The organism is Polaromonas sp. P4_F9 (assembly GCF_056401235.1).
In genome coordinates this window covers 109,654-133,425 of the sequence record NZ_JBFUJT010000011.1, presented here as the reverse complement: position 1 = coordinate 133,425, position 23,772 = coordinate 109,654, and the positions used below count along the sequence as shown (strand labels likewise).

Below are 23,772 nucleotides of genomic sequence, written 5' to 3'. Positions count from 1 at the left end.
GGTCAGTTCCTTGCTGAAAAAAGACGGGGGCCAGACGGTGCTCAGGGTGTGAGCCGTTCGACGAGGTACTCCTTGGCATACAGGTAGGTATCGGGCGTTTTGAAGACGGCCAGTTGGCCTTCATTCTCGTCCTGCCGCGAGCGCAGGTCCCAGCGTTCATCGATGATGCGGCACGCATCGCAGGGTTTCTGCCCGACCCGGCGCTGCACCAGGGCATAGCGGGTGTTGTTGAACAGGGCGTTGACGTCCTGGTAGTCGACCGGTTGCGCCGCGAAGTAGGGAACAATTTTTGCGCCCGGAATGATGAATTCGTAACGCTCAAAATGACCGTTGAAGTTGCTCGGGACGGACACGGTCTGGCCTTTGAGCAGCGCGTTGGTCTTTGCGCTGAAGTGGCCCTTGTCGCCGTTGAACGGCGCGGTGGCCCAGGCCAGCGCAAACAGCACGGCGAAACCGGCCACGGCGGCGATCGGGCGGGCCAGCTCTTTTTTGGCCATGCCGATGACGCAGGCTGCGGCAAGGGCTGCCAAGAACAGCCAGAACAGCGGCGAATAAAGCCAGCCGGTTTGCGTGGCGCGCACCGCACCGAATCCGATCAGGCCCATGGCGAGGGCGCCCAGCAGGCAGAGCGCCAGGGCGATGCTGAACCAGAGGCGCGCAATGCGGCTCCAGTACAGCGCCATCAGGATCGCGAGGGCCGGCATGGCAGGTATCAGGTAACGGGCAGACCGCTGGTTGGGCAGGAGGAACACCAGCGCCAGCGCCAGCAGCCAGAGCCACAGGACTTTTTCGGCATCACCGACGGGCACCCCCCGACGGTAACTGCGCCAGGCGGTCCAGACACAGCCGACCGCGACGGGCAGCAGAAACCCGGCGTTTGAAAAGTAGCCCGTGATAATCGTCAGAAGCCCGCCGCTGCTACGGAAAGCAACCTTGAAGTAGCCGGGTGATGACTTGAATTTTCCGGCGTTTTCGCCAACCACAAACTCGCGCCACACCTCGCCCGGTTGCGGATCAATGGCGAACCACAAGCCAAACACCGCCAGGGCCATTGCACAGATGGTGGCGACCTTGATGGCGTCGATGACGATGCCGCGCCGGAAAATCTGCCAGGGGGCTTGCCGGGCGCCAAGCACCTGGTAGCACAGCGCCAGGCCGAAGCCGACCGGCACCACCATGGCGAAGGATTTGTAGAGGCAGCCGATGCCGATGGCGACTCCTGCGAGCAGAGGAAACTTCCAGCGTGAGGCCAGTAGTTTCGCCGGGGACCAGGCGAGGGCAAAAAACACAGCGAACAGCCAGAAGGTCTCGGGCGAGCTGGTCAGGTAGGGCCGGCCATAACGGTAGCTGCTCAAAAAAGAGAAGTAGGTCAGCGCCGCAATTGCCCCCAGGGTGATCGCCCGGCTGCTGCGGTCCGCGGCCGTCGCGGCGCCGGGGCTTGCCTCCGGGGCGGGCGTGGCCTCACTGCGAACTACCTTCCAGGTCAGCAGGCCCACCATGAGCGCAATCGCCCAGGAATAGACCACGCTGGGCAGGCGCAGGCGGAGCAGCGTCCAGTGCTCGCCCCAGCCGCCCGCCGCCATCGCCTGCCAAAACAGCAGCGGTGGCTTGGTGTTGCGCATGAAGTCGTAAGAGCTGACCAGCGGCAGCCACCGGCCGGTTTCCGCCGTCAGGCGCGCGATGTGGGCGTACACCAGCTCATCGCCGAGGCGGGGAATATGGTCGCCGTCCAGGCCGAACAGGTAGCCCAGCGCAACCGCGACGGCAAGGGCCAGCCAGAGGAAGTGGGCGGGAAGGCGGGGCTTCAGTGGCTCAGGGCTGGTCATGGACATCGGCAGGGGGCGTTGTGGCAGCATTGGGCGGCTGAATTTTCGCGCGGCGGCGGAACGTCATGCGGTCATTGGCGACAAAATTGCACACGCTGGCCAGCACAATGGCCACCAGGTTGGCCAGGATGTAGTGCAGGTAGATGGCCAGCCATTTGGTCAGCACGGACTGAACGGCAATCGACAGGGCCGCCGCCATCACATATTTGGAAAACAGGAACAGCGCGGAATGATGGACCTCGTGCTTGCGGTCCCGCCAGGTCAGGCGCCGGTTCCAGTAAAAGTTGCTGATGGTCGCGCAGGTGATGGCCAGGGCAATCGAGTAATTGAGCCGCGAGTGGAAGTCTGCGATGAAGCTGAGCAAAAACTCCTGCGCGACATAGAGCACGGCGATGTTGATCACCGTGCCGCTGGCGCCCACCACGCCAAACTTGATGAAGCGCCAGCGCGCCATAGGCTGCAGGCGGGGTGGCAGGCGGCTGATCAGCGCCTCCGCGATGGACCGGAGTGTTCCCATCAGGCCATCGCCGGAGTTTCGGCCAGGCATTCCCGCGCCTTGGCCAGCACCGCGGCGGGCGCAATGACCTTGAGGCACTGGTTGTCGCCGTCGCAGTAGGAGGAGCGGTGGTTGTAGGCAGTCAGGCAGGGCGAGCAGGGCCACTGGCTGTAAAACGAATGGCACTTTGGCGTCTGCGGCGCATAGAGGCCGGGCGTTTCGGGCCCGAACAGCATCAGGGTCCAGATGGGCGTTAATGCGGCGAACTGCCCGGGTCCGCCATCGTTGGTCACCAGCAGGCGCGCCACATGGAACAGCGCCAGCAGCTCGGCGACCGAGCGTGTGTAGCCCGTCAGGTCGATCACCGGCCCCGCCGGGTAGGCCTGGTTGACGTTGGCGACCAGTTGCTGCGCCAGCGCCTGGTCGTCTTTCAGGCCAATCACCGCCACCGCGCAACCGTCGGCCACCAGGCCTTCGCACAGCGTGGTGTACGAGGCCAGCGGCCACGCGCGGATGGGCAGAATGCCGCCGCCCGGGTAGACCAGCGCCAGCGGCTTGCCGGCAATGGCGGGAAAGTCCTGCGCCAGCCGCAGCGCAATGCCCTGCACCAGGTCGCCGTCCAGCTGCACAGGCGGCGGGGGCTTGGTGGTGCCCGCCATCGGCAGCTTTGACTTCGGTACTGCGGTGGAGTCGATGGCACGCGCCAGCGCCAGAAATTGCGCGCTGATGTGGTGATACGGGTTGTAGGGCACGGGCCGGTTGATGTGCGAGCCGCGGTACAGGCCTTCCTGCGTGTGGCGGTGAAAACCCACGCGAACCGGCGCACCGCTGGCAAACGACAGCAGGCTGCTGATGCGCGAAAACAGTTCGCAGTCGATCGCCACATCGACCTTCGCGCGGCGCAGTTCGGCCACCGCCTTCCAGAGGCTGGACAGCAGGCCTGGCAGCGACTTGTCATCCACGGTGTGCACATGGGCCGGGTCGACCACCTTCATGAGGTCGAGGATTTCACGGTTCTTCCTGAACAGCAGGGCGTGCAGCTCGGCGCCGGGGTAGCGCTGTTTGAGCCGCGCAAACATCTCGTGTGCCAGCACCAGGCTGCCCATTTCGGACAGCAGGATCACCACGATCGCACGGGGCGCGGTGGTGGCGGCCGCCTCGCGGGACGGCCCCCGCAAAGACCTGGTCACCGCATCCAGGCCAGAGACTGCGGCACACAACGGGATGCCGACCCAGCGGTCAATCCATCGTTGCAGCTGGATGTTCATCGCTCAGACGCCTCTGAGCCGGTCGGTCCGGAACCGCGCGGCGAACTCGCCGAACTGCCCCACATCGAGCGCATCGCGTATTTCCTGCATCAGGTTCAAGTAGTAATGCAGGTTGTGGATGCTGGCCAGCATGGGGCCCAGCATTTCACCGCAGCGGTCCAGGTGGTGCAGGTAGGCCCGCGAAAAACCGCCCGACATGCTGCCGTCAGGCAGCGTGCGGCCTTTGCACGTGTAGCAGGTGCAGGTGTGATCCAGGGGCTGATCGTCGGCCTTGTGGCGCGCGTTGCGGATTTTCAGGTCGCCAAAGCGCGTGAACATGTGGCCGTTGCGCGCATTGCGCGTCGGCATCACGCAGTCAAACATGTCAATGCCGGCACCCACGCCCTCCACCAGGTCCTCGGGCGTGCCCACGCCCATCAGGTAGCGCGGCTTGTCGGCCGGCAGGCGATGGGGCGTGTGCGCCATGATGCGCTGCATTTCTTCCTTGGGCTCGCCCACACTCACGCCGCCCACCGCGTAACCGGGCAAGTCCAGTTCCACCAGCGCATCCAGCGATTCGTGGCGCAGGTTCTGGTACATGCCGCCTTGCACGATGCCAAACAGCGCGTTGGGGTTTTCCAGTTTGTCAAATTCGGCGATGCAGCGTTTGGCCCAGCGCAGGCTGAGCTCCATCGAGCTGCGCGCTTCGCTTTCGGTGGTGATGTGGCCCTTGGTGTCGTAGGGCGTGCACTCGTCAAACTGCATCACGATGTCGCTGTTGAGCACCGTCTGGATCTGCATGGAGATTTCCGGCGTCAGGAACAGCTTGTCGCCGTTCACGGGCGAGGCGAACTTCACGCCTTCTTCCGAAATCTTGCGCATCTCGCCCAGCGACCAGACCTGAAAGCCGCCGCTGTCGGTGAGTATGGGTTTGTCCCAGCTTTCAAACCGGTGCAGGCCGCCGAACTGTTTCATCACGTCCAGCCCGGGGCGCATCCACAGGTGAAAGGTGTTGCCCAGGATGATCTGGGCGCCCATGTCGTGCAGCGACTGCGGCATCACGCCCTTGACGGTGCCATAGGTGCCGACCGGCATGAAGATGGGCGTTTGCACGACGCCATGGGTGAGCGTCAACCGGCCGCGCCGGGCATGCGAGCCGGGGTGGGCGTGGGCCCCTTCGCCGGTCCTGGCGTCGGTCTTCAGAACTTCAAATTCGAGCATCTTGTGATTGTCGCAGGTGTGTTTAACCTAGAAACGGCGGTTGAATGCGCCCGATGGCGCCGTGATCGGCGTGCCAGGCAAGGCGTGACAACGCAGTGGGCTGTTGCCCACAAGGCGGAACAACGCAGCATGGCGCGTCGAGCGGGGTGGCATCGGGTGCATAGCGCTGTCACCTCGACGGTGAACATGATCGAAGAGGGAGAAGTCAATGGGCATGCGGCTTTCCTGAAGTTTGCGAGCGGTCAACTGTTGTTTCTAGGTTTAAACGCCCGCGCGTGGGGTTTTGCGCGCCAGCAGCATGGCATCGCCATAGCTGAAGAAGCGGTAGCGCCCGGCAATCGCATGCTGGTACAGCGCCATGATGTGTTCATAGCCCGCAAAGGCGCTGACCAGCATCATCAGCGTGCTTTTGGGCAGGTGAAAGTTGGTGAGCAACAGGTCCACCACGGCAAATTCAAAGCCCGGCGTGATGAAGATGTTGGTGTCGTCGCAGGCCGGACCGAATTTGGCATGGGACTCCAGCGCCCGCACGGTGGTGGTGCCCACGGCCACCACACGGCCGCCGCGCGCCCTGCAGTCGGCAATCGCCTGCTGTGTGGCGGCCGGCACCTCAAAGCGCTCGAAATGCATGGTGTGGTCGGCTATTGTTTCGGTCTTGACGGGCTGGAAGGTGCCCGCGCCCACATGCAGGGTGACGCTGGCGCGCGCGATGCCGCGCGCCTCCAGCTGCGCCAGCACGGCTTCGTCAAAGTGCAGGGCGGCGGTGGGCGCGGCCACGGCCCCGGGGTTTTTTGCAAACACCGTCTGGTAGCGCAGCTCGTCTTCTGCAGAGTCGCTGTGGGTGATGTAAGGCGGCAGCGGCACATGGCCATGCTGCGCCATCAGTGCATAGGGGTCGCTGCTGAAGCGAAAGCGGTACAGCGGCCCGTCCTCCTGCGGCCAGCGGCCCAGCAGGGTGGCGGTGAAGCCGCCGTCCATCTGCAGCACGGCGCCGGGTTGGGGCTTTTTGCTGACCTTCATGTGCGCCGCGACTTCATGATCGGCATCGGCGAGGGCGGGCAACACCCGCTCGATCAGCAGTTCCAGCCGCCCGCCGCTGGATTTCTGGCCAAACAGCCGTGCCTTGACCACCTGGGTGTCGTTGAACACCAGCAGATCGCCCGGGTTCAGCAGCCCGGGCAGGTCGGCGAAGCGGCGGTCTACGGCGGCAGAGTCCCGGCCATCGAGCAGGCGCGAACCACTGCGCTGGGCGGCGGGGTGCTGGGCAATGAGTTCGTCGGGCAGCGTGAAATCAAAATCGCTGAGGCTGAAATGCGTCTTCATAAACCTAGAAACCGCAGTTGGATGCGCCCGAGTGTGCTGCCCGCGCGGCGCCAGGCAAGGCGTGACAACGCAGTGGGCTGTTGCCCACAAGGCGGAGCAATGCCGCATGGTGCTGTGCGGGTGGCGCAATCGGGTGCATAGCGCTGTCATCTACAAGGTGAGTGCCAGCGAAAAGGAGAATGACGGTATTCAAGCGGATTTTTAGATGTTTGCAAGCGGTCAACTGCGGTTTCCAGGTTGACGGCACAATTGTCCCATGTCGCCACCCGGTGCTCCTGCCCGAAAAGCCGCCACCTCCGAGGAGATGGCCGGGGACCGGGCCGCGCCCAAAGCCCAGGCTGAAAAACCCCAGGCCAAATCCCCCGCACAAAAGGCCCTCGAAAAACTGGGCCTGCGCCGCGACATTGACCTCGCCCTGCATCTACCGCTGCGCTATGAGGATGAAACCCGCATCGTGCAGCTGCGCGATGCGCGGGACGGCGATATGGTGCAGATCGAGGGGCAGGTCACCCACAGCGAAATCGCGTTCCGGCCGCGCCGCCAGTTGCGGGTGACGGTGGACGACGGCAGCGACACCTGCGTGCTGCGCTTCCTCAATTTCTACCCCTCGCACCAGAAGACCCTGAGCGTCGGTGCCCGGGTGCGGGTGCGCGGCGAGATCCGGGGCGGCTCCTTCGCGGGAGGTTTTGGCCGCGAGATGGTGCACCCCAGCTTCAAGCTGGCGGGCGGCGAGCTGCCGGGTGCGCTGACGCCGGTGTACCCGACGGTGGCCAGTTTGCCGCAGGCCTATCTGCGCAAGGCAGTGCTCAGTGGCCTGGCCCGCGCCGACCTGAGCGAGACCATTCCCGCCCCGTTTTTAAGTAAAAACCTGCCGCATCCCTTGCATACGCTGCGCGAGGCGCTGCAATTTTTGCACCATCCCACGCCCGACGCGGCGCTGGCCACGCTGGAAGACCACAGCCATCCGGCGTGGCAGCGGCTGAAGGCCGAGGAACTGCTGGCCCAGCAGCTGTCGCAGCTGCAGGCGCGCCGCGGGCGTGCCGCCATGCGTGCCCCGGCTCTGGGCGGCCCGTCGATGCGCAACCCCGCCATGGACGGGGCCAGTCTGCAGGGGCCGCACTGCACCCTGCACGAGCAGCTGCTGGAGCGCCTGCCCTTCCGGCTGACGCCGGCCCAGCAGCGTGTCTGCGCAGAAATAGACGCCGACCTGCAAAAAAGCATTCCCATGCACCGCCTGCTGCAGGGCGACGTGGGTTCCGGCAAGACCGTGGTGGCGGCGCTGGCAGCGGCCCGCTGCATGGATGCCGGCCGGCAATGCGCCCTGATGGCGCCCACCGAAATCCTGGCCGAGCAGCACTTTCGCAAACTGATCGGCTGGCTGGAGCCGCTGGGCATCAGGACCGCCTGGCTGACCGGCAGCCAGAAGGCCAAAGAGCGGCGCGAAACGCTGGCCATGATTGAAAGCGGCGAGGCGAACCTGGTCATCGGCACCCACGCCGTGATCCAGGACAAGGTGAAGTTCAAAAATCTGGCGCTGGCCATCATTGACGAGCAGCACCGCTTTGGCGTGGCGCAGCGGCTGGCCCTGCGCAGCAAGATGACCCTGGATGGTCAGGACAACGGGCAGGAACCCCATTTGCTGATGATGACCGCCACGCCGATTCCGCGCACGCTGGCCATGAGCTACTACGCCGACCTGGACGTCTCGACGATTGACGAGCTGCCGCCCGGGCGCACCCCCATCGTCACCAAGGTGGTGAACGATGCCCGGCGCGATGAGGTGATCGAGCGCATACGCGGCCAGCTTCTAGAGGGCCGGCAGGTGTACTGGGTCTGCCCGCTGATTGAAGAGAGCGAGTCAATCGACCTGATCAACGCCACCCAGACGCATGAAGCCTTGAGCGCGGCCCTGCCGGGTGTAGGGGTGGGCCTGTTGCATTCGCGTATGCCCGTGGCCGAGAAAAAAGCCGTGATGGCCCTGTTCACCGAGGGGGTGATGGGCGTGCTGGTCAGCACCACCGTGATCGAGGTGGGGGTGGATGTACCCAATGCCTCGCTGATGGTGATCGAGCATGCCGAGCGTTTTGGCCTCTCCCAGCTGCACCAGTTGCGCGGCCGGGTCGGCCGGGGCGCAGCGGCGTCAGCCTGCGTGCTGCTGTATTCAACCGGCGACGCGCCGCGGCTCGGCGAGACGGCGCGGGAGCGCCTCAAGGCCATGGTCCAGACCCACGACGGGTTTGAAATCGCCCGGCGTGATCTGGAGATTCGTGGGCCGGGCGAGTTTTTGGGAGCGCGCCAGTCGGGCGCGCCTTTGCTGCGCTTTGCTGATCTGGCCACCGATACTCAGTTGCTGGCCTGGGCGCGTGGGGTGGCGCCAGTGATGCTGGACCAGTATGGCGGGCTGGCGCAGCGGCATATTTTGCGGTGGTTGGGGGGGAAGGCTGAGTTTTTGAGGGCTTGAATTGTGACGGTTAGTGTTTGACTAAGGCCGCAGTTTCACACAGTGCACTTTGGTGCCAGGATGACGAGTGGAGCGAACATGCTGGTGCTAAACACCCTGGCCCCCAGTCCTCCGCAGCACTGGTGATTGGTTGTAGCCAACTCTCGGATCGTTTGACCGAAAGCGAAGGATGTACTCGATTTCTACTTGAGTGACTTCGGCGCGGGATGCAGTTTCGGACTGCCAAAGAATATCTCGCGTGACTGCGAAGCTCAGTCGTTGCTCGGGCGTGAAGTCTCTCGCAATCAGCTCGTCGGAGGCACTACCAAAATAGTTGATGCTGTTCGTTCGGTCTTGCCCGATGTAGATCTTCCCGTTCGGATAGGTAATGCGGTACACGACGTTCATAGGGGCCAACTAAGGGGAGAGATGGGGTGTTCCGTTTCTGCGGTGCCTAACGAATCGCGTTTATCTGTCGCGCGGCCAAGCTGATAGAAACCAAGAGCACCTCCTGCGGCAGATAAATCTTGTTGGACTGAACCGCCGGCCGGGATGGCCGATGGTGATGGCGCAGGAGTTTGTCATCTCCCCAGTCTGCGTGGGCAAATTATGACCGGGCTTTGTCTGACCGGGTGGCCTTTCACGACCAAGCCGGGGGTAGTCCGGCGGCAGATAAATCTTGTTGGACTGAACCGCCGGCCGGGATGGCCGATGGTGGTGGTATAGGGGGTTGTCATCTTCGCCCTGTCTGCCTGAGCAAATTATGACCGGGCTTTTAGCATCTGTTGCTCCGACCCTTCGCTGCGCTGCGGGCACCCTGCGGTGCTCAGTCCAGCCGGGGTCTCGCTCAACTTGCTTGCGGCTCAGACAATCGCGAGCCCTGATCCGTCTGGCCCTGTGCTCCTCGGCGCATACAGAAAGGGGTGGGGGCAGGTACGGGTGCGGGTTCGGGGTCAGCCCCCACCCCAACCCTCCCCCAGCGGGGGAGGGAGTGAGGCATCGGTGTGGTTTTTGTCTTTTGACTTTTCCCTAACCCCGTCCTGGCTGGGCTGAGCAGTGTTGCACTTCAGGCTTGAGACCGCCGTTACTTTATTTTGGCGAAGCAAAATAAAGCGACGAGCCGCCGGGCTCCCCACGGCCTGGTAGTGAAGGGCAACCCAGTCAGACCAAAAACGACCTCAACAAACGCAATCCGCTTCCCTGAAGCGAAAAGCAGGACAATAAGCCCATGACGCTGACCGAACTCAAATACATCGTCGCCGTGGCCCGGGAAAAGCATTTTGGCAAGGGCGCCGAGGCCTGCCATGTGTCGCAGCCGACACTCAGCGTCGCCATCAAGAAGCTCGAGGAAGAGCTGCAGGTCAAGCTGTTTGAGCGCAACGCCAATGAAATTACCGTCACGCCGCTGGGCGAAGAGATTGTGCGCCAGGCGCAAAGCGTGCTGGAGCAGGCCGAGAACATCCGCGAAATTGCCAAGCGCGGCAAAGACCCGCTGGCTGGCGCCTTGCGGTTGGGGGTGATCTACACCATAGGCCCCTACCTGCTGCCCGATCTGGTGCGCCAGGCCATCGCCCATACACCGCAAATGCCCCTGATGCTGCAGGAAAACTTCACCGTCAAGCTGCTGGAGGAGTTGCGAACCGGCGAGATTGACTGCGCGATCCTGGCCGAGCCGTTTCCCGACACCAACCTGGCGATTGCGCCGCTCTACGACGAGCCCTTCATGGCGGCCGTTCCCAGCGCCCACTCGCTGGCTGCGCGCGTCAGCGTGTCTGCCGAAGAGCTGAAGAAGGAAACCATGCTGCTGCTGGGCAACGGGCACTGCTTTCGCGACCACGTGCTGGAGGTTTGTCCGGAGTTCGCGCGCTTTTCCAGCAGCGCCGACGGCATCCGCAAGAGCTTTGAAGGCTCGTCGCTGGAAACCATCAAGCACATGGTGGCTGCGGGCATGGGCATCACGCTGGTGCCGCGTCTGGGCGTGCCCAAGGAGGCGCTGGTCGAGGCGCCGGTCGCCAAAAAGCCCGCCAAAGGCAAGGCAGCGATGGCGGCCGCGGCCGCTGCGGCTGCCGCGCAGCCCAACTTCATCAAATACCTGCCGTTCGAAGGGCACGTGCCGAGCCGGCGCGTGGTGCTGGCCTGGCGCCGCAGTTTCACGCGCTACGAAGCAATTGCCGCGCTGCGCAATGCCATTTACGCCTGCGAGCTGCCGGGTGTCACACGACTGTCCTGATGCAAAGATGAGCCTTTCCCAACCTGGAATTTCGCAAGCGGTGCCTACCGTCGGGCGCTACGCTTTTTTCTCCATCACAGCCTCTGCGGTCGCGCAGCCGGCGGCGCTGCGCCAAAGCCTGCAGCGGCTAACCCCGCTGGCGGATGGCCAGGCTGTGGTGGCGGCATTCGGCGCCAGACTTGTCACGGTCCTGGGCGCGGCGGTCCCGGGCCTGCGCGACTTCCCGGCGCTCTCGGGCGGTGGCATTGAGCTTCCGGCCACGCCGGTCGCGCTGTGCCTGTGGCTGCGCGGTAGCGACCGGGGCGATCTGGTGTTGCTGACGCGGCGACTGGAAAAAGCGCTGGCCCCGGCCTTTCATCTGGATCGTGTGATCGAGTCCTTTCGTCACGGCAGGGGGCCAACGGGCCACGGCCGGGACCTCACGGGCTACGAAGACGGCACCGAAAACCCCGAAGGCGAGGCGGCCGAGGCCGCAGCCTTCGTGCGGGGGCAGGGGGCGGGCCTTGACGGATCGAGTTTCGTCGCGGTGCAGCAATGGCTGCATGACCTTGATGCGTTTGAAGCCATGAGCCTGCCCGAGCAGGACAACACCATAGGCAGGCGGCGCAGCGACAACGAGGAGCTGGAGGATGCGCCCGAATCGGCCCATGTCAAACGCACCGCACAGGAAAGCTTTCAACCCGAGGCTTTTGTGCTGCGACGCTCCATGCCGTGGGCCTTGCATGCGCCGGGCGGCAGCAAGGCCGGTTTGGTGTTTGTGGCGTTTGGGCGCTCGTTGGATGCGTTTGAAGCACAAATGCGCCGCATGGTGGGGCTGGACGATGGCATTGTCGATGCGATGTTTCGTATCTCCAGGCCGGTCAGCGGCGCCTACCTGTGGTGTCCGCCCATGCATGCAGGCCGGCTTGATTTGCGGCAGCTCGGCTTGTGATGCTGCGCCGCAAACTGGATCTCTACCTTGCGCTGATCCGATGGAACCGTCCGGCGGGCTGGCTGCTGCTGCTCTGGCCCACCTTGTCCGCGCTGTGGGTGGCCGCGCACGGCTTTCCGGGCTGGCACTTGCTGACGGTGCTCACGCTGGGCACCATCCTGATGCGCAGCGCGGGCTGCTGCGTCAATGATGTGGCGGACCGGGACTTTGACCGGCACGTCAAGCGCACGGCCCAGCGGCCGGTCACCAGCGGCGCGGTCTCGGTCAAGGAGGCGTTGTGGTTGGGCGCCGTGCTGGCCCTGCTGGCGTTTGGCCTGGTGCTGACCACCAATGCCGTCACCATCGCCTGGTCGTTTGCCGCGCTGGCCGTCACGCTGGTGTATCCATTTGCCAAGCGTTATGTGTCCATGCCGCAGGCGGTGCTGGGCGTGGCTTTCAGCTTTGGCATTCCGATGGCGTTTGCCGCCGTGCAGTCCCGCGTGCCGCTGCTGGCCTGGGTGCTGCTGCTGGGCAACCTGTTCTGGGTGATCGCCTACGACACCGAGTACGCCATGGTGGACCGCGACGATGATCTGAAGATAGGCATGAAAACCTCGGCCATCACGCTGGGACGATTCGATGTGGCGGGGGTCATGCTCAGTTACCTGCTGTACCTGTCAGTTTGGGCTCTGGCCCTTGCCGATATTCCGCAAGCAGCCATTTATTGGATGGCCATTGGGCTGGCAGGGCTGCAGGCGCTGTGGCATGGCTGGTTGATCCGCAAACGCGAGCGCGACGACTGCTTCAAGGCGTTTCGCCTGAACCACTGGCTGGGATGCACGGTGTTTGCCGGCATTGCCTTGTCTTATCTGGTGGCTTGAGTCCGGGCTGACCGGCCTGCATTAAACCTAGAAACAGCAGTTGACCGCTCGCAAACTTCAGGAAAGCCGCATGCACATTGACTTTCCCCTCGTCGATTGGGTTCACCTTCTGGGTAACAGCGCTATGCGTCCGATTGCACCGTGCTCGACGCGCCATGCGGCGTTGCTCCGCCTTGTGGGCACAAGCCCACTGCGTTGTCACGCCTTGCCTGCCACGCCGATCACGACGCACTCGGACGCATCCAACTGCCGTTTCTAGGTTAAAAAAAGCCCGCGCGCGGCGGGCTGTTCAGGACCTTCAACTGACTTGTCCGGGTGCCCCGGACGGCCAGCTGCCGTGCCGCTGGGTCAAATCGCTTTTTTGGTCGTGGCTTTGGCCTTGCGCTTGGCTTTGGCTTTGCTTTTTTTCTTGACGGAGGTCTTCGCCTTGGGCGGGGTCGCCTGGTCAGCGGGTGCTGCGGCCGGCGCCGTAGCGGGAGCGGCTACGGGCGCGCCGGTTTGTGCGGAGGCCTGCGTGGACACGGCAGCCAGCGGCAGGGCCAGTACGGTGGCGCTGGCGAGGATGGACAGTAATTTTTTCATGGTGAATTCCGGATGTTAGAAAGTTTTTGTGAGCGCATCTTGCCCGGATCATGGCCCCGGCGGGGCTGAGCGGCGGTACATGCGCCGTGTTTCAACGCTTGCGGGTGTTGCAGGGTTGACGCCACCTGCGCTTGAGCCGAAATTTCGCTTGGGTAGTTCGCCGGGTTAGATGAAGACGAAGCGAAGGTTTTGCCCCGGAACATCTTGTTGCCAAAAAAATAGAACTGGCTGCAGGCCCGACCTCGACAGGACCACCTCGGTATCAGGCGGGTTTTTGTGAAAAGCGATCAGGCGGCACCGAACTCGTCACCCAATTCGCCAGCGCGTTGCCGGGCGGCCTGGATGGCCTGCATGAACTGCTGCTTGATGCCTGCCTGCTCCATTGAGGTGAGGGCGGCATAGGTGGTGCCACCCTTGGAGGTGACACGGGCGCGCAGGACTTCGGGCGGCTCGTCCGATGCGTGGGCCAGCGCCGAAGCGCCGACGAAGGTTCCCACGGCCAGCTTGCGGGCCTGCTCGGGTTCCAGGCCCATGTCCGTGCCGGCCTGGATCATGGCCTCAAGGAAGTAAAACACATAGGCTGGCCCGGAGCCGGAGAGCGCGGTCACGGCGTCCAGCTGCGTTTCATCGTTCAGCCACAAATACTCGCCCGTGGTCTGGATCACGCGTTCGACTGCCGTCCGGTCCGCGGCCGTGGCGGCCGGGCGGGCAAACAGCGCCGTCATGCCCTTGCCCACCAGTGCCGGCGTGTTGGGCATGGAGCGCACCACGCGCTCGGTGCCCAGCCACTGCGCAATGCTGTCCGAGCGGATGCCGGCGGCCACGCTCAGGTGCAGGGCGGCTTGGGTGTGAGCGCGGGTCTGCGCTGCCGCTTCCTTGAAGGTCTGGGGCTTGACGGCCCAGACGACCAGGCCGGCGCTGCTTAGCGAGGCGCCCGGGGCGTCGCTGACCGCCACGCCAAACTGCTGCACAAGCTTGGCCCGCTGCTCGGCAAAAGGTTCCACCACCTGGATCTGCCCGGCCGGAAGGCCCTGCTTGAGCAGGCCGCCAATGACGGCGCTGGCCATGTTGCCGCCGCCTATGAAGGCGATGTGTTCGTTGCTGCCTGGGTTTTGGGTGCTCATGGATCGCTCGCTGGTTGTTGAAGCCGCGCGGCCTTGAGGCAGCCGCGCTAAATCTGAATGGATTGTCGCCGAACAGCGCGGTAGCCAAGGGTGATCAAGGCTATTGAAGCACCGTCTGCCTGACGGCATGCTCCCACCGGTTCATCAGTGCCGCCGCGCTGTCGGCGCCCAGGGTGGGCAAAAACGTCCGCTCTGCGCGCCACATGCCGGACAGCTCGTCCGTGCCGCGGTACACCCCGCTGGAAAGGCCGGCCAGGTAAGCCGCGCCCAGGGCGGTGGTTTCAATCACCGCCGGTCGCAGCACCGGAATGCCCAGCAGGTCGGCCTGGAACTGCATCAGCAAATCATTGGCGCAGGCCCCACCGTCAACGCGCAGCTCGGCCAAGGGCGCTGCACCGCTGCTCACCGCATCCCGGCTCATGGCCTGCAGCAGGGCGGCACTCTGGTAGGCAATGCTTTCCAGCGCGGCACGCGCAATATGGGCCACCGTCGTGCCGCGGGTCAGCCCGGTGATGGTGCCGCGGGCATCGGGTTTCCAGTAGGGCGCGCCCAGGCCGGTGAAGGCCGGCACCATCATGACGCCGCCGGAGTCGGGAACGCTTTGCGCGAGCGCCTGCACCTCGCCGCTGCCCTGGATGGCGTGCAGGCCATCGCGCAGCCACTGCACCACCGCACCGCCGACAAACACGCTGCCTTCCATGGCAAATTCGGGGTGCGCCGTGGTTTGCGCGGCACTGGTTGTGAGCAGGCCGTTGCGGGAGGTCTGGAATTGCGTGCCAGTGTGCATCAGCATGAAGCAGCCGGTGCCATAGGTGTTTTTGGCCATGCCTGCCTTGAAGCAGGCCTGGCCGAATAGCGCACTTTGCTGGTCGCCGGCGACGCCGCCAATCGCTATCGCGTGGCCCAGCAGCTCGGGCCGGGTTTCGCCGTAGTGCGCGCTGGACGGCAGCACCTGGGGCATGAGCGAGGGCGGGATGCCCAGCAGGTCCAGCAGCTCGGCATCCCACTGGTTGCTGTGCACATTGAACAGCATGGTGCGCGAGGCATTGCTCACGTCGGTGGCATGCAGCGCGCCGCCCGTCAGTTGCCACATCAGCCAGCTGTCGATGGTGCCAAAGGCCAGCTCGCCGCGCTCGGCCTGCGCGCGCGCGCCGGGTACGTTGTCGAGCAGCCACTTGAGCTTGGTGCCGGAAAAATACGCATCGATGAGCAGCCCGGTTTTGGCCTGGATCAGCGCCTCCTTGCCCTGCTCGCGCAGTTGTGCGCACGTCGCTTCGGCGCGTCGGTCCTGCCAGACGATGGCGTTATGGATGGGTTGGCCGGTCGCGCGGTGCCACACCACCGTGGTTTCGCGCTGGTTGGTGATGCCCAGGGCGCGAATGTCGCTCGCTTTCAGCCCCGCTTTGCCGAGCGCTTCGCGCGCCGTGGCCAGCTGGGTGCGCCAGATTTCCATCGGGTCATGTTCGACCCAGCCTGGTTTGGGATAGATCTGGGGCAGCTCCTGCTGGGCCTGGGCCACGATGTGGCCCAGCTCGTCAAACACAATGCTGCGGGAGCTGGAGGTGCCCTGGTCAAGGGCGAGCAGGTAAGTCATGGCGTTTCCGTGTGGAGGGGGTTGGGTGGCCGTGCCGGCTCAGGGGTGGGCTATTTCACAGCTGACGTCGGCCTCTTCCAGTAAGGCGGGAAAAGGCTCGGGCGGCGGCATATCGGTGAACAGACGGTCAATTTGCGACAGTCGGGCCAGCTCGACCATGGCCGGGCGGTTGAACTTGCTGCTGTCGGCGGCCAGCCAGATCTCGCGGGCGTGCTCAATGATGGTCTGCGCCACCTTGACCTCCCGGTAGTCAAAGTCGCGCAGGGAACCGTCGGGCTCGATGCCGGAAATGCCGATGATGGCGATGTCCACCCGGAACTGGCGCATGAAATCGACGGCTGCCTCACCCACAATGCCGCGGTCGCGCGCGCGCACCACGCCGCCCGCCACGATGACCTCGCAGTCGGGGTTGTCACACAAAATCTCCGCCACATTCAGGTTGTTGGTGATGACCCGCAGTCCCTTGTGATGCAGCAGCGCCTTGGCAACGGCCTCGGTTGTGGTGCCGATGTTGAGGATCAGCGAGCAGTCGTTGGGTACGCGCTGGGCCACGGCACGGGCAATGCGCGCCTTTCCTTCTGCGCTGAGATTTTTGCGTTGCTGGTGCGCAATGTTTTCTATGGTGGAACTGGGCACCCGCACGCCGCCATGAAAGCGCGCCAGCAAACCGGCATCTGCCAGGCGCTGCACATCGCGCCGCACGGTCTGCAGGGTGACGCCCAGCTTGTCGGCGAGTTGTTCAACGGAAGCCGCGCCATGGGCGCGCACGAAGTCAAGAAGCTTGATTTGCCGGGGATTGGAGTTCACGAGGGTATGCAGACAAGAGTTTTTCACACTCTATATCGAAACAAAAGGAAAATACTAAGGGAAAACTATTAGATAAAACAATCAAAAAAGAACAACAATAGAACACATTCGAACTTTGACAAAGCCATGCAGGGAGTATCTGTGTTGTTCGCCATTTCATTTTTTCAGGGTGCGGCGCTCATTGCCGCCGTGCCGCGCTGCCCCGTTTTGTCCAGGGTGGCGTGATGCAGCTGGCCCTGGATCACGTCAGCCAGAAAGTCGGCGCGAAGCGGGTCTGGCGGTGCCCGGCAATGCCCGTGTTCGGGTCGATGGGCAAGGCGTGACCGGGATGCCCGGTGTACCAGTCCGAAGTTCCACTGCTTTGAAGGATTTCACCATGAACGTTATGAAGGATTTCACTATGAAAGTTCGTGTTTCCAGGAATGGTTTGGCCGCTATGGTGGCGGCCGTAGTTGCGTTGCCGGTGTCGGTATGCGCTGCAGACATCCGTGTGATGTGTTACCAGGATGGCAACGAGTGCGACGTAACGGCCGCACTGGCAAAACGTTTTGAGGCCCAAAACGCCGGCACCAAGGTGATTCTTGACGTCGTCCCGTTCAAGACGATTCTGGAGCAGCTACCGGTGCAACTGGCCGCGGGACAGGGCCCGGACATCGCACGCCTCACCGACCTGGGCGGGCTGTCGAAGTACTACCTGGACATCAGCCCCTACGTGAAGGACCGCAAATACTGGGAAGCGAACTTCGGTGCCACCTTGCCCTGGCTGCGGCCCAGCGCCAGCGACAAGGGCATCTACGGCTTCATGTCGCAGTTGACGATGACCGGCCCGTTTGTCAACAAGACGCTGTTTGAACAAGCCAAGATTGCCATGCCCGGGCCGAAAGCGACCTGGGAAGAGTGGGTCGACGCGGCACGCAAGGTGGCCAAGGCCACGCAGACGCCGGCCGCCATGGCCTGGGACCGCTCCGGCCACCGCTTCGCAGGCCCTGCCATCAGCTATGGCGCCAAGATCTTCGACGCCAAGGGCAACCTGGCGTTGGACGACGGCTACAAGACCACCGTGCGCAAGTTCGTCGACTGGCACAAGGACGGCACCATGCTGAAGGACGCGTGGGGCGGTTCGGGCGGCTCCAGCTATGCCGATACCGTGGGTGAGTTCAAGAACGGCCGCCTGGTGATGATCCTGTCGGGTTCCTGGCAGATCAACCGCATGCAGAAGGAAATCGGCAACGCGTTCGACTGGGTCGCCGTGCCGAATCCGTGCGGCCCGGCTGCCTGCACCGGCATGCCCGGCGGTGCCGCCTGGGCGGCGCTGAAGACGACCAAGTCGCCGAAGGAAGTGGGCCAGTTCCTCGACTTCATGGCGCAGGAAGCCAACGTCGCCGAATTCGCCTCCAAGACCAACAATATCCCGGCCCATGCTGGCGTGGCCAAGAAGGGCGTGAGCTACCCGAGCGCCGGTCCCGCGGCTCAGGCCGCACTCGGCGTGTTCACCAGCGGCACCGCGACCTTGGCGCCGGCTGCCTACGCGCTGCAGGGCTACAAGTACAACCGCGCGCTGATGCTGCCGACCGTGACCCGCGTCACGCAGGCCATCGTTGGCGAGATCAGCGTGGACGAAGCCGTCACCAAGATCAGCGCCGACATGGCAGAAGCGGTCAAGCAGGCGGGGAAGTAGGTTCACCCCCAAGTCGCGCACTGCGTGTCGCTCCTCCCCCCTTGCAGGGGGCGACACCTGCGGCCTGGCGGAGCCAGTTCCGCGGTGTCTCTGGAATAAGGCAGCGGCGCTGGCGGCGTCACGGGACAGTAGATCGGAGTCGGTATGTCAGTCTTCTCAGCCTTCTTAGGCTTTTGCTTCAACCTGTTCGAGCCGGTGTTCCGGCTCGGCCAGAAATGGCTCGGTGCCTCGCGCATCGGCTGGCTCTTCGTTGGGCCGAATCTGCTGGTGATCGGTATATTCACGCTCCTGCCCATCGTGATCAATCTGGCGTATGCGATGAGCGGCGGTGTGAACCTTCTGCCCACGCAGCGGCCCTTCACCGGGATGGAGAACTTCGTCACCCTGCTGGAATGCCGCGATTACACGGACCTGCAGAGCTGCCGCACGGACATCTTCTTGCGCTCGATCTTCAACACGGTCAAGTTCAGCCTGATCCAGGTCGTGCTGATGCTGTTCTTCTCATTGGTCACGGCCCTGGTGCTGAACCGCAAGATCATCGGGCGCGGCTTCTGGCGCGGCGTGTTCTTCTACCCCGTGCTGCTGTCGCCGGTGGTGGTGGCGCTGATCTGGAAATGGCTGCTGCAAAGCCAGGGCGTGTTCAACGCCGGCCTGGCGGCCGTGGGCGCCGAGCCCATCAACTGGCTGCTGGACAGGCACTGGGCCTTCTTCTGGGTGGTGGTGGTGTCTATCTGGGCCCACATGGGTTTCTACACCCTGATCCTGCTGGCGGGCTTGCAGGCCATCCCGAAAGACGTGTACGAGGCCGCCGAGATGGACGCCGCACCGCCGTGGCGCGTGTTGTCGCGCATCACGCTGCCGCTGCTCATGCCCAACCTGATCGTGGTGCTGGTGCTGCAGATGATCCGCGCGGTGCAGACCTTCGACGAGGTGTTCGTGCTCACCGGCGGCGGCCCGGGATCGGCCACCACCTTCATCGTGCAGTACATCTACCTGACCGGTTTTGCCGAGCAGATCCATTTGTACGGTCTGGCCGCTGCCGCCTCGCTGATCCTCGCCGTCGGCCTCATGGCGCTGACGCTGGCGCAGTTGCGGCTGTCCAAGGCCGGTGACGCCGGAAAAGCAAAGAAATAAGGACCGAGCGATGGCCAATTTCCTCACCCGTACCCGCGGCCGCAGCCGTTTGCACTGGACCGACTGGGTTTCCTACGGCTATCTTCTGCTCGGGCTGGTGGTCATGTTCGGGCCAGTGCTCTGGCTCGTCATGTCGTCCTTCAAGACCGAAAGCGCGCTGAGCCAGTTCCCACCCAGCTTCCTGCCCTACAGCCAGAAGACGGCGGTGGTGCCGGGCCACGACCAACCCTTGCCGCTGTACCAGGTCAAGGACGAGCAGGGCAGCACGCGCGAGCTGGCGCAGGTACGCCGCATCGGCATCGTCGCCACCATGGTGGATCCACAGCAGCCGCAAACCGAGGTCCGCGTCGACATCAACAACCGCAAGCCGGTGAACGAACTCAGGTTCGCGGGCGGCAACTACACCGAGCTGTTCGGCAAGTTCGCCTTTGGCACCTACTTGTGGAACAGCGTGTTCATCACCGTGGTCGCCACCCTCATCACGCTGCTGATCAACTCCATGGCGGCGTTCGCCTTATCCAAGTACCGGTTCACCGGCCAGAAGACCGTTTTCCTGCTCATCATCGCGACCTTGATGGTCCCGCCCACCATCATCCTGGTGCCGGCGTTCCTGGTGATCTCCAGCGTGGGCTTGCTGAACAACCTGTGGGGCGTGATCCTGCCCGCGGTCGCTACGCCCACCGGCGTGTTCCTGCTGCGCCAGTACATGTTGACGATTCCCGACGAACTGCTCGAGGCCGCGCGCATGGACAACGCCAGCGAATGGCGCATCTACTGGAAGATCATCCTGCCGCTGGCTGCGCCCGCCATGGCGGTGCTGGCCATCTTCTCGTTCATGTGGCGCTGGAACGACTTCCTGTGGCCACTGATCGTGCTGTCCAGGTCGGAAAACTTCACGCTGCAACTGGCGCTCAACGCCTTCCAGGGCGAACTCAATACCCAATGGCACTACCTGCTGGCCATGACGGTCATCACCCTGATTCCGATCACCCTGGTTTTCACCTTCCTGCAGAAGTACATCGCCACCGGTATCGCCAGCGCCGGCGTCAAGTAAAGCCTGACATCAACACGGGAACACTTTCGTGGCAACTCTCCAACTCTCCAACATCGTCAAGACCTTTGACAAGATCACGACCATCCATGGCGTGGACCTCACGGTTTCCAGTGGTGAATTCGTCGTCTTCGTCGGCCCCTCGGGCTGCGGTAAATCCACGCTGCTGCGCATCATCTCCGGGCTGGAACCCGCCACCAACGGCGAGATCCGCATCGACGGCAAGGGCGTCAACGAGGTTCCCGCTGCGCACCGGGGCTGCTCCATGGTGTTCCAGTCGTACGCGCTGTACCCGCACATGAGCGTCTACGACAACATGGCATTCGGCCTCGAAAACCTGGGCGTGGCCAAGTCGGTCATCGAGTCCAAGGTCCAGGCGGCGGCCAGGATGCTGAAGCTCGAACAGCTGCTGCAGCGCAAGCCGACCCAGCTCTCCGGCGGGCAGCGCCAGCGCGTGGCCATTGGCCGATCGATCGTGCGCGAGCCCAAGCTCTTCCTGTTCGACGAGCCGCTGTCCAACCTCGATGCCGAACTGCGCGTGTCGATGCGGGCCGAGATCCGCGACCTGCACGCCCGCCTGGGTGCCACCATGATCTACGTGACGCACGACCAGGTCGAGGCCATGACCATGGCCGACAAGATCGTGGTGTTGCGCGCCGGTCGCATCGAGCAGGTCGGCGCGCCGCTGGAGTTGTACAACCGGCCCTGCAACGAGTTCGTGGCTGGCTTCATCGGCAGCCCGCGCATGAACTTCGTGCCGGTGATGCACCTGCCCATGGCGAAGCCGGGCACCCACACCGTGGGCATCCGACCCGAGCATGCACAGCTTTCCGACAGCGGTCCACTGAGCCTGGTCGTGTCGCAGGTCGAGCAGCTCGGCAGCACCAGCGTCCTGCGCGGCAACGTGGTGCCGGATGCGCCATTCGAGATCATCCTGAGCGGACAGACATCCATCCGGTGTGGCGACACCGTGAAGGTTTCCGTGCCGCCGGAGCACGTGCATTGCTTCGACGAGAACGGCCTGCGCTTGTAAGCCAAACCCTGCCGGCATACCCGGTCATGGGCAAATCATTCAACAGGAGAAACCAATGAAGACATTCGGACGCGCCCGCGTCACCCAAGCGCACGAACACGGCGTCGATCTGTCGATCGAAGGCGGCGCTGGCTTCAGCATTCAGGTGCTGGAATCCGCCATGGTTCGCGTGCGCTGCAAACCAGCGTCCGGCTACCGGGAGCCGCGCACCTGGGCCATCGCGCCGCACGCCGGCGAGGACGTCGCATGGTCCGGGCGCCAGCGCGACGACACCGGCGGATTCAGTCGCCCAGGCGCACAGGTGATCGAGCAGGCCGGAGAGGTGACTTTGCGTACCAGCGCTCTCTCGGTGACGGTGAAGGAAGATCCGCTGACCTTGTCGTGGCAGGACAGCCAGGGACGAGTGCTCTTCAGCGACCGGGCGACCTCGTCGTATTTCGCGAGTCAGCGCACCGGCGCCGTCCGGCACTATTTGCAGCGCGACCGCACCGAGCGGTACTACGGGCTGGGCGACAAGACCGGGCCGCTCGACCTGCATGGCAGGCGCTTGCGCACGCTGGCGCTGGACTCTCTGGGCTACGACCCGAAAAAAGGCGATCCGCTGTACAAACACTGGCCATTTGTGCTGACGCGTGCCCCCGGCGGCCAGTGGTGGGGTATCTATTACGACACCTTGTCGGCGTGCACATTCGACCTGGGCTGCGAACACGACAACTACCACGAGCTATTTCGCTATGTCGAAATCGATGACGGCGACCTGGACTACTACATCATGGTGGGGAACACCCCCGGCGAGGTGATCTCGCAGTTTGTGCGCCTGATCGGCGGCACCCATTTGCCGCCGCGCTGGTCGCTGGGGTTTGCCCAAACGGCGATGGGGCTGACCGATGCGAGCGACGCGCAAAAGCAACTCGATGCCTTCATAACGCGCATTGAAGCCGAGGGCATCGCGTGTTCGTCGTTCCATTACGGCTCGGGTTACTCGTCGCGCGGGAAGCGCCGCTATGTGTTCACCTGGAATACCGACAAGTTCCCTGACCCGAAGTCGCTGAACGCCAGGTTCCATGATGCCGGCATGCATGTGGTGGCCAATATCAAGCCCTGCCTGCTCGATGACCACCCTGCCTATAGCGAAGTGCGCGCGCAGGGCGGCTTTATCCACGACGCCCAAAGCGGGCAACCCGTGGTGGAGCAATTCTGGGACGGCGTCGGTGCCCACCTCGACTTCACCCATCCCTCGGCCGTGGCTTGGTGGCAAAAAAACCTGCAGGAGCAGGTGCTCGACTATGGAATCGATACCGGCTGGAACGACAACAACGAATACGCCATCATGGACGATGGTGCCATGTGCCATGGTTTTGGCGAAGCCATCCCGATGCACCGCGCACGCCCCCTGCATCCCTTGCTGATGACGCGTGCAACCTTTGAGGCGCAGGCCGCGCACCGCCCCGACGAAGAGGTATTCACCGTCACGCGTGGCGGCCCTCCAGGGCTCCAACGCTACGCGCAAACCTGGACCGGCGACAACACCACCAGTTGGGAAACCTTGCGCTGGAACATCCGCACTGGCCTGCAAATGTCCCTGTCGGGCATGTTCAACGTGGGCCATGACGTCGGCGGCTTCGCGGGCCCGACACCTGACCCAGAACTGTTTTTGCGCTGGGTGCAGGCGTGTAGCCTGAATCCGCGCATGGTGATGAACTCCTGGAAAGCGGACGGCACCGTCAACGTGCCCTGGCTGCACCCGGCCGTGACGGCTGATGTGGCTGCGGCGATCCGGCTGCGTTACACCCTGATGCCGTATTTGTGGTCTCTCTTCGAGCGCGCCCACAGTCTGCACCAACCCATCATTCGCCCGACCTTTTATGACTTTCCTGACGACGCGCAATGTTTCGCCGACAGCGACGACTTCATGCTCGGTGATGCACTGCTTGTCGCTCCGGTGGTGCACGCTGGCGCCACGTCACGCAGTGTCTACCTGCCCAAAGGTCCCCAGGCGTGGTTTGACTTCCACACCGGTGCACGCTTCGAGGCCGGCCAGGTGCACACGGTCGCGGCGCCACTGTCCACGCTGCCCTTGTTTGCCCGTTCCGGTGCGTCGATTCCGGTAGCGGCCGGCGTCGCAGGCCGTCATCACCATGGCGATCCGGTGAGCGGAGTGCGGAGTTTTTCGGGCTAGGGAAGCTCTGCAAAAC

The 23,772-nt window shown here is 63.7% G+C and carries 18 protein-coding genes; 9 read left to right on the top strand and 9 right to left on the bottom strand.

The window, feature by feature from the left end; translation table 11 throughout:
* Nucleotides 1-41: 41 nt before the first annotated feature.
* The 5 genes from AC1DUB_RS11980 to queA all read right to left on the bottom strand — a co-directional run bounded on the left by AC1DUB_RS11980 (nucleotide 42) and on the right by queA (nucleotide 6,113).
* On the bottom strand, nucleotides 42-1,826 hold the full coding sequence (locus tag AC1DUB_RS11980; RefSeq protein WP_477729663.1) for an ArnT family glycosyltransferase: 1,785 nt from the start codon (nucleotides 1,824-1,826) through the stop codon (nucleotides 42-44).
* Nucleotides 1,813-2,373 carry a GtrA family protein gene (locus AC1DUB_RS11975; RefSeq protein ID WP_477718915.1) on the bottom strand — a complete coding sequence of 187 codons (561 nt, stop codon included), beginning with the start codon at nucleotides 2,371-2,373 and terminating at the stop codon, nucleotides 1,813-1,815. Before AC1DUB_RS11975 ends, AC1DUB_RS11980 begins: the two co-directional genes overlap by 14 nt.
* Nucleotides 2,343-3,590 carry a glycosyltransferase family 9 protein gene (locus tag AC1DUB_RS11970; protein ID WP_477729662.1) on the bottom strand — a complete coding sequence of 416 codons (1,248 nt, stop codon included), beginning with the start codon at nucleotides 3,588-3,590 and terminating at the stop codon, nucleotides 2,343-2,345. Before AC1DUB_RS11970 ends, AC1DUB_RS11975 begins: the two co-directional genes overlap by 31 nt.
* 3 nt (nucleotides 3,591-3,593) lie before the next feature.
* A complete protein-coding gene (gene tgt / locus AC1DUB_RS11965; protein ID WP_477729661.1) occupies nucleotides 3,594-4,790 on the bottom strand; it encodes a tRNA guanosine(34) transglycosylase Tgt in 1,197 nt (398 codons plus the stop codon).
* Between the two features lie 261 nt (nucleotides 4,791-5,051).
* A complete protein-coding gene (gene queA, locus AC1DUB_RS11960; protein ID WP_477729660.1) occupies nucleotides 5,052-6,113 on the bottom strand; it encodes a tRNA preQ1(34) S-adenosylmethionine ribosyltransferase-isomerase QueA in 1,062 nt (353 codons plus the stop codon).
* A 256-nt stretch (nucleotides 6,114-6,369) separates the two neighbouring features.
* Here queA and recG point away from each other — a divergent pair, with 256 nt between their 5' ends.
* The 4 genes from recG (at nucleotide 6,370) to ubiA (ending at nucleotide 12,574) form a co-directional block, all read left to right on the top strand.
* Nucleotides 6,370-8,574: an ATP-dependent DNA helicase RecG gene (gene recG, locus AC1DUB_RS11955; RefSeq protein WP_477729659.1), complete on the top strand. Its 2,205-nt coding sequence runs from the start codon at nucleotides 6,370-6,372 to the stop codon at nucleotides 8,572-8,574.
* Nucleotides 8,575-9,781: 1,207 nt separating this feature from the next.
* Nucleotides 9,782-10,783, top strand: a complete 1,002-nt coding sequence (locus AC1DUB_RS11950) for a LysR substrate-binding domain-containing protein (RefSeq protein ID WP_477729658.1) — start codon at nucleotides 9,782-9,784, stop codon at nucleotides 10,781-10,783.
* A 7-nt stretch (nucleotides 10,784-10,790) separates the two neighbouring features.
* Nucleotides 10,791-11,714: a Dyp-type peroxidase gene (locus AC1DUB_RS11945; protein ID WP_477729657.1), complete on the top strand. Its 924-nt coding sequence runs from the start codon at nucleotides 10,791-10,793 to the stop codon at nucleotides 11,712-11,714.
* On the top strand, nucleotides 11,714-12,574 hold the full coding sequence (gene ubiA, locus AC1DUB_RS11940; protein WP_477729656.1) for a 4-hydroxybenzoate octaprenyltransferase: 861 nt from the start codon (nucleotides 11,714-11,716) through the stop codon (nucleotides 12,572-12,574). The genes AC1DUB_RS11945 and ubiA overlap by 1 nt, the downstream gene beginning before the upstream one ends.
* Before the next feature lie 348 nt (nucleotides 12,575-12,922).
* Here ubiA and AC1DUB_RS11935 read toward each other — a convergent pair whose 3' ends face one another.
* The 4 genes from AC1DUB_RS11935 to AC1DUB_RS11920 all read right to left on the bottom strand — a co-directional run bounded on the left by AC1DUB_RS11935 (nucleotide 12,923) and on the right by AC1DUB_RS11920 (nucleotide 16,681).
* A complete protein-coding gene (locus AC1DUB_RS11935; RefSeq protein ID WP_477729655.1) occupies nucleotides 12,923-13,156 on the bottom strand; it encodes a hypothetical protein in 234 nt (77 codons plus the stop codon).
* Between the two features lie 287 nt (nucleotides 13,157-13,443).
* Nucleotides 13,444-14,280: a pyrroline-5-carboxylate reductase gene (gene proC / locus AC1DUB_RS11930; protein WP_477729654.1), complete on the bottom strand. Its 837-nt coding sequence runs from the start codon at nucleotides 14,278-14,280 to the stop codon at nucleotides 13,444-13,446.
* 100 nt (nucleotides 14,281-14,380) lie between these two features.
* Nucleotides 14,381-15,874: a glycerol kinase GlpK gene (glpK, locus tag AC1DUB_RS11925; protein WP_477729653.1), complete on the bottom strand. Its 1,494-nt coding sequence runs from the start codon at nucleotides 15,872-15,874 to the stop codon at nucleotides 14,381-14,383.
* Between the two features lie 39 nt (nucleotides 15,875-15,913).
* Entirely contained in the window at nucleotides 15,914-16,681 is a 768-nt protein-coding gene (locus AC1DUB_RS11920; protein ID WP_477719049.1) for a DeoR/GlpR family DNA-binding transcription regulator, read from the bottom strand.
* A 400-nt stretch (nucleotides 16,682-17,081) separates the two neighbouring features.
* On the opposite strand from AC1DUB_RS11920, the gene AC1DUB_RS11915 reads away from it, so the two are divergent.
* From AC1DUB_RS11915 to AC1DUB_RS11895, 5 genes are all read left to right on the top strand, one after another.
* A complete protein-coding gene (locus AC1DUB_RS11915; protein WP_477729652.1) occupies nucleotides 17,082-18,359 on the top strand; it encodes an ABC transporter substrate-binding protein in 1,278 nt (425 codons plus the stop codon).
* A 144-nt stretch (nucleotides 18,360-18,503) separates the two neighbouring features.
* Nucleotides 18,504-19,493, top strand: coding sequence for a carbohydrate ABC transporter permease (locus tag AC1DUB_RS11910; RefSeq protein ID WP_477729651.1), 990 nt, complete (start codon nucleotides 18,504-18,506; stop codon nucleotides 19,491-19,493).
* Between the two features lie 10 nt (nucleotides 19,494-19,503).
* Nucleotides 19,504-20,547, top strand: coding sequence for a carbohydrate ABC transporter permease (locus AC1DUB_RS11905; RefSeq protein ID WP_477729650.1), 1,044 nt, complete (start codon nucleotides 19,504-19,506; stop codon nucleotides 20,545-20,547).
* A 28-nt stretch (nucleotides 20,548-20,575) separates the two neighbouring features.
* Complete coding sequence (locus AC1DUB_RS11900; RefSeq protein WP_477729649.1) at nucleotides 20,576-21,577, top strand: ABC transporter ATP-binding protein; 1,002 nt, start codon at nucleotides 20,576-20,578, stop codon at nucleotides 21,575-21,577.
* A gap of 55 nt (nucleotides 21,578-21,632) precedes the next feature.
* A complete protein-coding gene (locus tag AC1DUB_RS11895; protein WP_477729648.1) occupies nucleotides 21,633-23,756 on the top strand; it encodes a TIM-barrel domain-containing protein in 2,124 nt (707 codons plus the stop codon).
* The last annotated feature ends 16 nt before the right edge of the window (nucleotides 23,757-23,772 follow it).